Origin of the sequence: Hymenobacter caeli (genome assembly GCF_013294115.1) — a bacterium.
GTDB classification, from domain to species: domain Bacteria; phylum Bacteroidota; class Bacteroidia; order Cytophagales; family Hymenobacteraceae; genus Hymenobacter; species Hymenobacter caeli.
Genome location: NZ_JABSNP010000004.1, coordinates 70572 through 83200 on the forward strand (window position 1 = coordinate 70572; position 12629 = coordinate 83200).

Below are 12629 nucleotides of genomic sequence, written 5' to 3' on the forward strand. Positions count from 1 at the left end.
TCGGCCGGGGCCAGGGCGGGTACGCGGCCCGGCGCGTACCTTGCCGCCAGCCGGCGGCCTGCGCCGGTGCCGCCCGCTTCCCACCCCACCCGCTGCTGACATGGACGCTACCCCCGCCGCCCTGGCCCCGCCGGCTGCCGCCGCTGCCCCCCCGTTTCAGGCCCAGTTCGAGGCGCTGCGCCGCCGGGCCCCGGCCCTGCGGGCCGAGGACGTGGCCGCCCGCCGCGCCCGCCTGCGCCGGCTCAGCGACTGGCTGGGGGCTAACCGCGCGGCCATCCAGGCGGCGCTGTACGCCGACTTTCGCAAGCCCACCGCGGAAACCGACATCTCCGAAATCTGGGCTTCGCTGGTCGAAATCAAGCACACCGCGGCCCGCCTCAAAAAGTGGATGGGCCGCCGCCGGGTGGGCACGCCGCTGGCCCTGCTGGGCACCCGTTCGTGGGTGCAGGTCGAGCCCAAGGGCGTGGTGCTCATCATCGCCCCCTGGAACTACCCGTTCTACCTGGCCGTGGACCCGCTGGCCTCGGCCATCGCGGCGGGCAACGCCGTGGCCATCAAGCCCGCCGAGCAGACGCCCGCCACCTCGGCCTTGCTGCGCCGGCTGGCCGAAGAACTGTTCCGGCCCGACGAGGTGCTGGTGCTGGAGGGCGGCAAGGACGTGGCCACCGCGCTGCTGCGCCTGCCCTGGGACCATATTTTCTTCACCGGCTCGCCCGCGGTGGGCAAAGTCGTGATGCGGGCCGCCGCCGAGCACCTCAGCGGCGTGACGCTGGAGCTGGGCGGCAAGAGCCCGGCCATTGTGGACGCCACCGCCAACCTGCGCGACGCGGCCGAGAAAATCGTGTGGGGCAAGTTCCTCAACGCCGGCCAGACCTGCGTAGCCCCCGATTACCTGCTGGTGCAGCGGGCCGTGCAAGCGCCGCTCCTCGAGGAAATGAAGGCCGCCATCGGCCGCTACTACAACCCCGCCGGGGCCGGCATCAAGGCCTCTGATTCCTACGCCCGGGTGGTGAACGCGCACCACTTCCAGCGCCTGGCCGCCTTGCTGGAAGACGCCGAGACGCGCGGGGCCACCGTAGCCGCCGGCGGGGCCCTCGACGCGGCCCAGTGCTACCTCGAGCCCACCCTTTTGACGGACGTGCCCGCCGGGGCCGCCGTGCTCGAAGAAGAGATTTTCGGGCCCCTGCTGCCCGTGCTGGCCTTCGACGAGCTGAGCGAAACGGTGGCCTACGTCAACGCCCGCCCCAAGCCGCTGGCGCAGTACATTTTCACCGCCAGCGCGGCCAACCGGCGCTACCTGCTGGGCAATATCTCGGCCGGCGGCGCGGCCGTGAACGAAACCATCCTGCACCTGGCCCACCCCGACCTGCCCTTCGGCGGCGTGGGCAACTCCGGCGTGGGCAAGGCCCACGGGCACGCCGGCTTCCTGGCCTTCAGCAACGAGAAAGGGGTGCTCACGCAGCGCGTGGGCCGCACCGCCCTCAAGGCCATGTACCCGCCCTACACCAGCCGGGTGAAGCGGCTGATTGGCTGGCTGGTGGCGTATTTGTAGGGCCCCGGGGGAAGTACCTTTAACGGGTTAATGACAACGACTATGGGACACGCCGAACTGCAAACGCGCCGCTACACCGCCGAGGAATATTTCGCGCTGGAAGCGGCCAGCGAGGTGCGCCACGAGTACTTCGATGGCGAAATATTTGCTATGGCGGGGGCCAGCAAGTCGCATAACTTATTGGCCCAAAACGTAGCCTCAGGCCTGCGGGGGGGCCTACGTGGCAAAGGGTGTCAGGTATTTATGGAAGACGTGCGCTTGGTGGTGAAAGAAAATAACCACTACGCCTACCCCGACGTGCTGGTAAGCTGCGACCCGGACGACCGCCGCGATCCATACTTGGTACGCCAGCTGGTGCTAATCGTCGAGGTCCTATCACCTTCCACCGCTGAGTACGACCGGACGGAGAAATTTGCGCAGTACCAAAAGCTGCCCAGCCTGCGCCACTACCTGCTGGTGTCGCAGACGGCCTGGGTGGTGGAGTGGTTTCGGCGCGATGAGGTTGGGCAGTGGATTTACACGCTATTGAGCGAGCCGACCGACGTGCTCGAAATCCCGGACCTGGGCCTGCACCTGCCGCTCGCTGAGCTGTACGACGACACCGACGTGGCCCCGCTGCGCGTAGCCCCCCTGGCGCAGTAGCCTGGCGCGGATTCATGATGACGAGCTTTAACAACCAGGTGGTTTGGATAACGGGCGCTTCCTCCGGTATCGGCGAGGCGCTGGCGCGGGAGCTGGCCCGGCACGGGGCCCGGCTGGTGCTCTCGGCCCGCAACGCCGACGCGCTGGGCCGCGTGCAGGCCGCCTGCGCCCCGGCCGAGGCCCTGGTGCTGCCGCTCGACGTCAGCCAGCCCGACCAGTTCGCCGCCGCCGTGGCGGCGGTGTGGGCCCGCTACGGCCGCCTCGACCTGCTGATTAACGCCGGCGGTATCAGCCAGCGGGCCCTGGCCCTGGACACCGCCCCGGCCGTGGACCGCCGCCTGATGGAGGTGAACTACTTCGGCACGGTGGGCCTCACGAAGGCCGTGCTGCCGCGGCTGCTGGCCCAGGGCAGCGGGCGCGTGGTGGCCATCAGCAGCCTGGTGGGCAAGTTCGGCACGCCCTACCGCAGCGCCTACGCGGCCTCGAAGCACGCGCTGCACGGCTTCTTCGATTCGCTGCGGGCCGAGCTGGCGGGCACCGGCGTGGGCATCACCATTCTCTGCCCGGGCTTCATCCACACCAACGTGTCGGTGAACGCGCTGGCCGGCGACGGCCAGCCGCTGGGCACCATGGACGCGGCCACGGCCGGCGGCCTGGCCCCCGCGGAGTTTGCCCGCCGGGCGGTGCGGGCCCTGGCCCGGGGCGTGCGCGAGGCCAACATCGGCGGCCGCGAAACCTACGGCGTGCTGCTCAAGCGCTGGGTGCCGGGCCTGTTTGCGCGGCTGCTACCCCGGGCCCGGGTGCGCTGAGGGCCCCGGCCGGGTTACGTTTGAAGCCGTTGGGTATGAAGCCGTATGGTAATTACTCGTGCATCGGTTTGCGGTTGGGTCCTGGCCCTGAGCGGCTTGTTAACCGGCTGCGGTGCGCCGGAAGCGGAAGTGGATTTTGCCCGGCCTTTCCCGGCCAACGCGCCGGACTTGCACGAATTTCCCGCCCGGTGGCAGGGGCAGTACGCCGCGGCCAATGATACCGCGCTTCACTTATCCGTTAGCCACCGGCTATTGGTGAGCCAGCGTGCTTTTAGCCTGCTGGTTACGGCGCGGCAGCTCGATTCGATGGGCCTCTCGCCGCGCGCCGACCAAGGGCAGGGCCCCAGCGGCGTGGGTTACCAGGTGCAGGCCGTCGGGGCCGATTCCGCTCGGCTGCGCTGGCAGGAGCAAGACACCCTGGCTGCCCTGGGCCCCCGCACGAAGCTGCGGCGCTACCAGCGCCGGTATTACCTCAGCACCGCGGGCCCAGCCGATTCGACGGCCTGGACGGTGCAGCGGCGGGCGGCGGCGGATGGCCGGTTTTCCCTGCAAGGCTTCAACCCCGACACCCTGCGCATCCGGGCCCTGGACCCGGCCACGGTGCGGCTGCGGCGCAACCAAGGCACCCTGTACTTTACCCTCGACCCCCGGCCCGGCCGCGCCACCCGGCAGGTGCACGGCTACGACGGCCTGTGGCTACCGGCGGGCGAGTACCAGCGCCAGGAGCGAAATGGGCAGAAAAACGCGGGAACACTTTAGCTTGAGCGCCGCTACGGCCGGGCCATTTCGGCCTGCACCTGGGCTTGCTTGGTTTTGAATTCGCTGTACTTGGCCGGGCCCATAATCTTCTGTAGCTCGGCCTGGGAAGAGATGTTGATGCGCTTGAGGGCGGCGGCCAGCTCGGGCGATTGGGCGGGGTGCTGCTGGCGGGCGGCGTTCACCTGCTCCACGGTGCCCCTGAGCACGCCGCGAATGCGGTCGGTCTGGTCGGGGGTGAGTTTGAGGACCGTGGTCATGGCATCGGCCAGGTCGCGGGCGGCGGCCACGGGCGTGGGGGCCACGGGAGCCGGCGCGGGGGCCGCTTCCGTCACCGGGGCCGGGGCTTTGGCGCGCTTGTGGAAGATGGAGCAGCCCGAAGCCGTCAGGCCCAGGGCCAGTACTAAGGTGGAAAGACGAGCAGAATGCATAAGCGGGAAAATAGCAATACCCGCATGGTTACGCAAAAACCACTCCTGAGGACGCTGCCCACCCAAAAAACCGGTTTTGGGGCCCCCTGGCTACCGGGCCCCCGGGCCGTTGGGGCCGCAGTTTCAGCGGGTGTCGAGGGGGATGCGGATGGCGGGAATCAGCGCCCGGTTATTGACGCGCAGCGCCTGGCGCTCCAACTTGCGGCGGCGGTGCTGGTATTTGTCCCTTAGGTAGCCGCCGTAGTCGTGGCGGAAAAAGCTGTCGAGGCGGACCGCTTTGACGGAATCAACGCGGCTGTTGGCGAGGTGGCGATTCTTGCCCGTGCGCTGGCGCCGGGCCGCGGACCGGTTGGTGCGCTCCTGCACCAAAATGGCGCGCAGCCGCAGGCGGTGCTCAGCATCCGTGGCGCTGAGGAGGCCGCGCACCCCGCCGCCGCAGTTGCCAAACAGCAGCAGCACCAGCAGCGGCAGCAACGGCAGGTAGGGCCAGGGCGGGCGGTTCGTCATCGGTGGGGCGTAGAATGCTGGCCCTAAGCTACCACCCGCCGCGCGGCGGTGCCGAGCCGGTCCGCTTGGGGCCCCAGGCTGGCCTTGAGGCCCTGGGCCGTGTGGTGGGCCAGGGCCATGATGGTGAGCATGGGGTTCACGCCCGAGCACGCCGGGAAGGCCGCGCCGTCGGCCACGTACAGGCCGGGCAGCTCCACGGTTTCGCCGGTCACGCGCACGGGGTGGGTGGCGGCGTCGCCGCCCATGCGGGCGGTGCTCATCTGGTGGGCGCTGTAGAGGCCGAACTGGTTGGGCCGCCAGCCCAGGGCCGGTAGCCGGGCCAGCCGCTCGGGGTGGCGCAGGGCCCCGTTTTCGGCGTGCAACGTGGGCAGCGTGCCGTGGGGCAGGTAGATGGTGCGGGCCCCGGCGGCGGCGTGGATTTCGGCCGCCGCCGCCACCCCGGCCAGCATATTGCCCCGGTCGAAGTCCGACAGGGCGTAGTCAATCAGCGGGGCCCCGTGCTTGTCCACGCGCACGCGGCCGCCGTCCCGGTCGCGGGTGAGGACGATGAACGAGCCCAGGTGGTCGGCCCCGGCCATCAGGGCGCGGTGCTGGGCCCCGCTTTGCCAGGGCAGCACGGTGCTCAGCAGGCCGGGGTGGGTGGGGGGCGTTTCGAGCTTCGCCCCGAAGTTGGTGCCGTGCAGGCGGGTGTAGGTATCGTTCACCACGCTCATGCTGGGGCCGTGCCACGAGTGCATGGGCCAGGGGTAGCGGGCCCCCACCACCACCGTGGGGTGCAGGTGCAGGTGGCGGCCCAGGTGCGGGTGGCGCAGGCCCGAGCGCAGCAGCAGGGCCGGCGTCTGGATGGCCCCGGCGGCCACCACCACGCAGCGGGCCCGCACCCGCACGCGCACGGCGGGCCCGTCGGCGGGGGCGTACACGGCCTCGGCCCCGGCGGCGCGGCCCTGGGCCCGGGTGACGCGCTCCACCCGGGCATCGGCCAGCAGGCGGGCCCCGTGGCGGGCGGCCAGGGGCAGGTAGGTGGTCAGGGTGCCCTGCTTGTGGCCGTGCCCATCGCCGAGCGAGGAGTAGCCCAGCGCCCGGAAGTGGCCGTCGGAGCCGTCCACGCCCCGCTCGTTGCGCGGAATCAATTTTACGTCCTGGCCCAGGCGCTGCGAGCCGTCCCACAGGGCCTGGTTCTGGCCGTTGTGGCGGGCGTAGTCGGTGTTCACGCCCAGGGCCCCGCTCACGGCGGCGAGGCTGCTTTGGAAGTCGGGGCCGAGGAAGTGCGGGGCGTTGTGCTCGCGGGCCCATTCTTCCAGGATATAATCGGGGGTGCGGAAGGCCCCGGCCCAGTTCACGGTGGTGCCGCCGCCCAGGCAGGCCCCGGCCAGGATGCCGATGCCGCCGTCCTGGGTGCCCAGGGTGCCGCGGGCGTCGTAGAGGGCCCCCATCATGTCGGCTTCGCGCTGCGTGAAGTCGCGCCCGTGGTAGTAAGGGCCTTTTTCCAGCACCAGCACGTCGAAGCCGGCGGCGGCCAGCTCGCCGGCCACCACGCCCCCGCCCGCCCCGGAGCCCACCACCAGCACGTCGCAGTCGTAGGTCGTGTCCACGCGGGGCCGCAGGGTTTCCAGGGGCCGGGGGGCGTCGGCGGGGGCGTCGGCGGGGCCGGGGTAGCCCAGGGCGGCCCAGGCGGCGGGGCGGCCGGGGCGGCTGCCGCCGTAGTACAAAAACAGGCACAGCTTGCGCAGCGCCTGAAACCCCTTGCGCAGCGGCGGCAGCCGCGAGGCGGCCCAGCTTTGCAGCAGCTGCTCGCGCTGGGCGGCGCTGAGCTGCGCAAACGGCCGCAGGGGCCCCAGCCACGTGAGGCCCAGCGCGGGCCTGGCCATCAGGTCGAGCAGCTGCCCAAACTCGGCCTGGGCCCCGGCGGGCTGGGCCCGGATGGCGGCCGCGAACTGCTCCAGGTCCACGCCTTCGGCCCCCGACGGCAGGCCGGGCGCGGGCGGCAGAAACGTGTCGGCCACGGCGCGGAGCGTGGCGGCGCGGGCGGGGGTGAGCTGGAACATGGGGCGGGAATGTTGGGCAGGAAAAGGTACGCCAATTCTGGCAAAGTAGTAGGCGTGCCGAGCAGTTTGGGCCCTGCCGGGCGGCCCTGGTACCTTTGCGCCATGTCCGACCTTGTGCAAACCCCCGAATCCAGCCACCGCGTCCACTTCCAGGACTGCGACATGCTGGGCCACCTCAACAACGCCCGCTACCTCGACTACTTCCTCAACGCCCGCGAAGACCACGCCGCCGCCCACTACCAGCTGAACATGGGCGAGCTGGCCCGCGAGCAACAGGCCGCCTGGGTCATCACCAAGCACCACCTCAGCTACCTGCGGCCGGCGCGGCAGGGCGCGCAGGTGCGCATTCGCAGCCAAATCATTCACTACGACAACTCTAACCTGGTGCTGGAAATGCAGATGCGCGCGGCCGACGGCCTGCGCCTGCTGGCCCTGCTGTGGTCGGAAATGGCCTTCGTGACCACCCCCGCCGGCACCCGCACCGACCACTCCAACGCCCTGATGGACCTGCTCGACCAGCTCGACGTGGAGGCCATCGACTACGATCCCGACGGCTTCGACGAGCGGGTGAAAACCGTGCGCCAGGAACTCAAGAAGCAGCGCCGCGCCGCCGGCAGCCCCGAGTGAGGGCCCCGCCCGGGCCAATTGGGCGTACATTTCCGGTTCTTATTTATTATTGTTCCTTCCCATTATGTTTCTTCTAATTAGTTTGATTATAAGTGGTTTATCGGGCCGGTGCCCACGAAAGGTTGTCGGGGCGGGGGCCCTGCTGGCGCTGCTGGCTTCCTTCGGTGCCGCGGCCCAGCCCGCCGCGCCCAGGGCGGCGGTTGCCCTCGCGGTGGCCCCGGTGGCCGCGCCGGCGGCGGCCCCGTCCGACACGGTGGCGCTCGACGAGTCGCACCGGCTGGAGGTGGGCTACACCACGCTGAGCGGCATTTCGGGGCAGGTGCGCAACGTGTACGACACCCGCGACGTGGCCGACGAGTTGCCCGACCTGAGCGAAAACCTGAAAGCCATCGAGCACAGCCTCGCCGAGCCCGGGCAGGTGGTCGACCTCAAGCAGCTGCAAATGTGCCAGCTGATGCTGACCAACATCCAGGACCAGCTGGCCGAGTGGCGGGCGGCCCTGGGCGTGGCCGGCAAGCAGCTGGCGGCCATGCAAAAGCGCCTGGGGACCCTGGCCGGCCCGGCGGCCCGCGCCCCGCGCCCCGCCGATGCCGCCACGCTGGCCCTGGAGCGGGCCGATTCGGCGCTGCAAGTCCGGCAGCAGCGCATTGGCGGGCTGCTGGCCAAGCGCTTGCAGCGCGTGAAGCAGCTGCAAACCCAGGTGTCGGCCAACTACATCCAGACGCTGGAGCTGCAGGACAAGGTGGGCGACCAGCTGCGCCGCTTCGGGCGCGCCACCATCAAGGCGGCCTACCCGCCGCTGTGGGCGGCGCGGGCCGCCCCGGCGGCCCCGGCCGACACCAGCGCCCGCCGCGCGGCCACGTACCGGCGGGAAATCATCGACTTCTACTTCGCCAACAACTGGGACAACTGGGCCTACATGGTGCTCATCGGGGCCGTGTTCTACGGGTGGGTGGCGTTCAACTACCGCCGGGTGCAGCGGCAGGCGCTGGCCGTGGCGCAGCCCTTCCGCTACCTGCGGCCGGGGCCCGTGGCGGCCGCGCTGGTCGTGACGTTCAGCCTGGCCCCGGCCCTGGAGCTGCACCCGCCGCCCGTGTACCTGGCCCTGCTGCAAGTGCTGCTGCTGGGGGCCCTCACGGCGGTGTTTGCCCGCAGCTGGCCCCGGGTGGCGTTTTGGTACTGGCTGGGGCTGGTGGCGTTTTTCGTGGTGCTGGCCGTCGTCAACGCCAACGCGACCTCGGGATTAATGGCGCGCTGGGGCCTGCTGCTGCTCAACGTGGCGGCCGTGGGCATCGGGGCCCTGCTGCTGCTGCGCATCCGCAAGGCGGCGGGGCTGCCGCAGTTCGTGGTGCCCATCGCGGGCGTGTTCATGGCCCTGAACGCGCTGGCAGCGGGGTGCAACGTGCTGGGGCGGCTGAGCCTGGCCAAGATGTTCAGCACGACGGCCATTTTTGGGCTCACGCAGGGCATCGGGCTGGCCGTGTTCATCGGGCTGTTCACCGAGGCGTTCCACCTCCAAATCATCGCCAGCCGGGTCACGACCGGCGGGGCGGCGCACTTCGACTACGACAAAATCGGGCCCCAGCTGCTGCGCCTGCTCACGGTGGTGGCCGGGGCCCTGTGGCTGCTGGTGTTCACGTCCAACCTGAACCTGTACGCGGTGCTCTACAACGCCTTTGCGCACTTCCTGACGGCCCCGCGCCTGCTGGGCAGCACCGAGTTCACGGTCGGCAACATCCTGATGTTCTTCCTGATTCTGTACATTTCGGCCCTGTTGCAGCGCTACGTGGGCTACTTTTTTGGGGAGGTGGACAGCGAGGACGACAGCGCCGACACCCGGCAGCGCGGCTCGTGGCTGGTGGCGCTGCGGCTGCTGCTGGTCATCGTGGGCTTCGCGCTGGCCACGGCCGCCACGGGCCTGCCGCTCAGCAAAATCGCCATCGTGTTCGGGGCCCTCAGCGTGGGCATCGGCCTGGGCCTGCAAAGCATCGTCAACAACCTGGTCTCGGGCATCATCCTCATCTTCGAGCGGCCGTTTCACGTGGGCGACTTCATCGAGGTGGCCGGCAAGGCGGGCCGGGTGCAGGACATCGGCATCCGCTCCAGCAAGCTCACTTCCGTCACGGGCTCCGAAATTATCGTGCCCAACGGCGACCTGCTCTCCAGCCACGTCATCAACTGGACGCGCACCAACGACCACATCCGCGTGGACCTGACCCTGAAAATTACCCCCAACGCCGCGCAGGAAACCGACCTGCAAGTGGCCCTGCAAACCGCCCGCGAGCAAATCCAGGAAGAAATCAAGGCCAGCCCCTACACCATGCACACGCTGGCCCCCGAAATCCTGCTCAATAGCATCAACGGCCAGGTGTACGAGGTGAAAGTGCTCTTCTGGATCACCAACATCCGCCAGCAGGAGCTCACCAAAAGCGAAATCCTGGCCGGCATCTACCGCCGCTTTACAAATAAGGGCTTGCAGCTGAGTTAAAGCAGCTTAAATGCAAACCGGAAGCGTATCGTCTGATAACCGCGTAAATTCTAATACTTAGCGCAGCAATTACCATGATCATTGAAACCAAATGTGAGGTAGGCGGCCGCTGGCTGGCCGAGGTAGTGGAAATAGCCGGGGCCCTGTCTTATGGGCCCACGCGGGCACATGCCATTGCTAACGTGCAACGTGCAGGCCCTAGCCCTGCGCGTAATCGCTGAGCGCTTGGAGTTGGGCGAGAAAGTGCCCGATTTAGCGGGCGTATTCTCCGTTGCTGCGTGAATTAGTTCGGCGCAACGAAGGCCCGGCTGGTGCTGGCCGCCCTGCTGCGGATTGGCTAGGAGCAGAAGCGGCAATCGGGTTCGCCCCGCACCTTGGCCCGGCCCGATTGGGACGATTATGCGTTTGCTTTTCACGACGGCGACGAGATTGGGCCGGTGATGCTGGGCCGCATTGCCAAGAAAACGGGGTTGAAGCCTGCTGATTTATAAGAGAAACCCAAAGCCCCCGCGGGCGTAAAAGAAAGGGCCGGGACTATCCCCGGCCCTTTCCTTTTACCATTCCCCACCCATGTCCATCTTCAGCAGCGATAAGCTCAAGGGCAAGAAAATTGCCATCATTGCCACCGACGGTTTCGAGCAGGTTGAGCTGACCGAGCCCAAAAAATACCTCGAAGGCGAGGGCGCCACCACGCACGTCATCTCCCTCAAAAGCGGCTCCATCAAGGGCTGGGACGGCCCCAACAACGACTGGGGCGACAAGGTGAGCGTCGATAAAGTCATCGGCGACGTGAAGCCGGCCGACTACGACGCCCTGGTGCTGCCCGGCGGCCAGATGAACCCCGACCTGCTGCGCCTCGACAAGGACGTGGTGAGCTTCGTGCGCGAGTTTGCCGGCTCGGGCAAGGTGGTGGCCGCCATCTGCCACGGCCCCTGGACGCTGATTGAGGCCGATGTGGTGCGCGGCAAGAAAATGACCAGCTGGCCCAGCCTGCACACCGACCTCAAAAACGCCGGGGCCCACTGGGAAGACTCGGAAGTGGTAACCGACCACGGCCTCATCACCAGCCGCAAGCCCGGCGACCTGCCCGCCTTCAACAAGAAAATTGTGGAAGAGATGCTGGAGCCCCAGCACGGCGGCCACAACTAAGCTGTTGTCACGCATTAGAAAAGCCCGCTACTATGCAGTAGCGGGCTTTTCTGCGTAATAAAACCAGCTACACGCCGGCGGCCCGCAGGGGCCCGGCCGAGGCAAAAAGCCCGGCCCACATCGCCAAATCGAACGCCAGCAGGAAGCCGCCTTGCCACTTCAGCGAGCGGCCGAAGCCGGCCAGGCGGGCGGGGTGGCCCGCGCCGGGCGCGGCGGCGCGGCGGGCCAGCCAGAAGCCGGTGGCCACGTAGAGCACGTCGAGCCCGGCGTTGAAGAGAAACAGCCGCTCGTCGTGGTGGTGCGCGGCGGCCTCGGTGGCCAGGGCCAGGCCGGCGGGCACGGCCCGGTACAGGTTGAGCACGCCCCAGGCGGCAATGCCCGCGTTCACCAGGCCCCAGCACACGTTCATGAGATGGAAGTGGTGGGCGGGCGTGCGCCGGTCGGTTTCGCTCACGTAGTAGCCGCTCCCCAGCACGTTGCCGAGCACCCAGGCGGCGAGCACCGCCAAGCCGCGCCCTTCAAAAAGCTCGCGGGCGTGGTGCAGGGCAACGGGGTCGAGGGTGGGCATGGGGCGGGCACCGGGCCGGGGGGCGGCTTACTGGGTGAAGCCCAGGCCCAGGTACACCTGGAAGGTCTGGTTGTGGATGTTGCTGCTGGCGAGGTCGGCCACGGTGGTCCCGTTGTACTTCACCGACACGCCGTCCTTGTACACGTTGCCCAGGCCCAGGTCGTAGCGCACGCCCAGGCGGGCGGGGCCGATGCGGGCTTCCAGGCCGGCCACCGCGCCGTAGTCGAGGCTGTTGAAGCCGCCGGCGGCAATGGCGTAGTCTTGGCCGGCCACCTTGGTTTGGGTGAGCAGGGCCACCTGCGGGCCCACGTGAAAGCTCAGGTTTTTGGTGAAGTTGCCCACGTACAGGACGGGCAGCTGGAGGTAGTCGAGGTGGGTGGTCTGCTGGCCGAAGGCGGGGTAGTGCGTGAGGTAGCCCTTGCGCGAGTACAGCAGCTCGATTTGCACCGACGAGAACTGGTTGAACCCGAACTGGCCGTACACCCCGCCGTGGAAAGCGCTGAGGGCGTCGGGTTTGAACAGGTCCTTGCCCGAGCCGTAGATGCTCGACAAGTTGTAGCCGCCCTTGACGCCGAAGCCGGTGTTGCGCGAGTCGGTGACCGCGCCGCCGGTGTAATCTTTCGAGCTAAGGTTGCCGCCGGCCCGGGCCTGGGCCATGGCCGCGGGGGCCGTCGCGGAAGTTAGTAAGAGGGTGAGGAGAAGGTTTTTCATAAAATAAAAAGGGAAGAAAACAATAAAGTAAAAGCGGCCCCAGCCCCGGGGCCCCGGCATCGGGTACCGGTGCTGCCCTATACTTCACCGCGTGGGGAAAGTTGCCCGCCGCCGCGCCCCACGCCCAAAAAAAAGGCGGCCCGCCGCCAAATCGGGGCGGCCCGTGCTACCTTTGCCCCGCCCACCGCCCCCGGCGGCGGGCACGACCCGGGGTGTTAGCTCAGTTGGTTCAGAGCGCCACCCTGACACGGTGGAGGTCGTTGGTTCGAGCCCAATACGCCTCACAAAGAAGCCTCCCCGCCCGCGCGGGGAGGCTTTTTTTTGCATCATTTCTCGCCGGCGGG

Annotated in this window: 12 protein-coding genes and 1 tRNA gene; 8 read left to right on the forward strand and 5 right to left on the reverse strand. The window is 68.5% G+C overall.

Going from position 1 to position 12629, the window contains the following annotated elements:
* The first annotated feature begins 100 nt into the window (after window positions 1-100).
* The 4 genes from HNP98_RS05575 to HNP98_RS05590 all read left to right on the forward strand — a co-directional run bounded on the left by HNP98_RS05575 (window position 101) and on the right by HNP98_RS05590 (window position 3762).
* A complete protein-coding gene (locus HNP98_RS05575; RefSeq protein ID WP_173809058.1) occupies window positions 101-1552 on the forward strand; it encodes an aldehyde dehydrogenase family protein in 1452 nt (483 codons plus the stop codon).
* A gap of 42 nt (window positions 1553-1594) precedes the next feature.
* A complete protein-coding gene (locus tag HNP98_RS05580) occupies window positions 1595-2194 on the forward strand; it encodes a Uma2 family endonuclease (protein WP_173809059.1) in 600 nt (199 codons plus the stop codon).
* A gap of 14 nt (window positions 2195-2208) precedes the next feature.
* Window positions 2209-3003, forward strand: a complete 795-nt coding sequence (locus tag HNP98_RS05585; RefSeq protein ID WP_173809060.1) for an SDR family oxidoreductase — start codon at window positions 2209-2211, stop codon at window positions 3001-3003.
* A 255-nt stretch (window positions 3004-3258) separates the two neighbouring features.
* Window positions 3259-3762 carry a hypothetical protein gene (locus tag HNP98_RS05590; RefSeq protein WP_173809061.1) on the forward strand — a complete coding sequence of 168 codons (504 nt, stop codon included), beginning with the start codon at window positions 3259-3261 and terminating at the stop codon, window positions 3760-3762.
* 11 nt (window positions 3763-3773) lie between these two features.
* Here HNP98_RS05590 and HNP98_RS05595 read toward each other — a convergent pair whose 3' ends face one another.
* From HNP98_RS05595 to HNP98_RS05605, 3 genes are all read right to left on the reverse strand, one after another.
* On the reverse strand, window positions 3774-4190 hold the full coding sequence (locus HNP98_RS05595) for a hypothetical protein (RefSeq protein ID WP_173809062.1): 417 nt from the start codon (window positions 4188-4190) through the stop codon (window positions 3774-3776).
* Between the two features lie 123 nt (window positions 4191-4313).
* Window positions 4314-4697, reverse strand: a complete 384-nt coding sequence (locus HNP98_RS05600) for a hypothetical protein (RefSeq protein ID WP_173809063.1) — start codon at window positions 4695-4697, stop codon at window positions 4314-4316.
* Between the two features lie 23 nt (window positions 4698-4720).
* Complete coding sequence (locus tag HNP98_RS05605; RefSeq protein ID WP_173809064.1) at window positions 4721-6742, reverse strand: FAD-dependent oxidoreductase; 2022 nt, start codon at window positions 6740-6742, stop codon at window positions 4721-4723.
* Between the two features lie 102 nt (window positions 6743-6844).
* On the opposite strand from HNP98_RS05605, the gene HNP98_RS05610 reads away from it, so the two are divergent.
* The 3 genes from HNP98_RS05610 to HNP98_RS05620 all read left to right on the forward strand — a co-directional run bounded on the left by HNP98_RS05610 (window position 6845) and on the right by HNP98_RS05620 (window position 11006).
* Window positions 6845-7369, forward strand: a complete 525-nt coding sequence (locus HNP98_RS05610; RefSeq protein WP_173809065.1) for an acyl-CoA thioesterase — start codon at window positions 6845-6847, stop codon at window positions 7367-7369.
* A gap of 64 nt (window positions 7370-7433) precedes the next feature.
* Complete coding sequence (locus tag HNP98_RS05615; protein ID WP_173809066.1) at window positions 7434-9857, forward strand: mechanosensitive ion channel family protein; 2424 nt, start codon at window positions 7434-7436, stop codon at window positions 9855-9857.
* Between the two features lie 570 nt (window positions 9858-10427).
* Entirely contained in the window at window positions 10428-11006 is a 579-nt protein-coding gene (locus HNP98_RS05620; protein WP_173809067.1) for a type 1 glutamine amidotransferase domain-containing protein, read from the forward strand.
* 67 nt (window positions 11007-11073) lie between these two features.
* Here HNP98_RS05620 and HNP98_RS05625 read toward each other — a convergent pair whose 3' ends face one another.
* Window positions 11074-11574, reverse strand: a complete 501-nt coding sequence (locus tag HNP98_RS05625) for a DUF6992 family protein (RefSeq protein WP_173809068.1) — start codon at window positions 11572-11574, stop codon at window positions 11074-11076.
* Between the two features lie 27 nt (window positions 11575-11601).
* Entirely contained in the window at window positions 11602-12285 is a 684-nt protein-coding gene (locus HNP98_RS05630) for an outer membrane beta-barrel protein (RefSeq protein WP_173809069.1), read from the reverse strand.
* Window positions 12286-12494: 209 nt separating this feature from the next.
* On the opposite strand from HNP98_RS05630, the gene HNP98_RS05635 reads away from it, so the two are divergent.
* Window positions 12495-12569, forward strand: a tRNA-Val gene (locus tag HNP98_RS05635).
* Window positions 12570-12629: the final 60 nt, after the last annotated feature.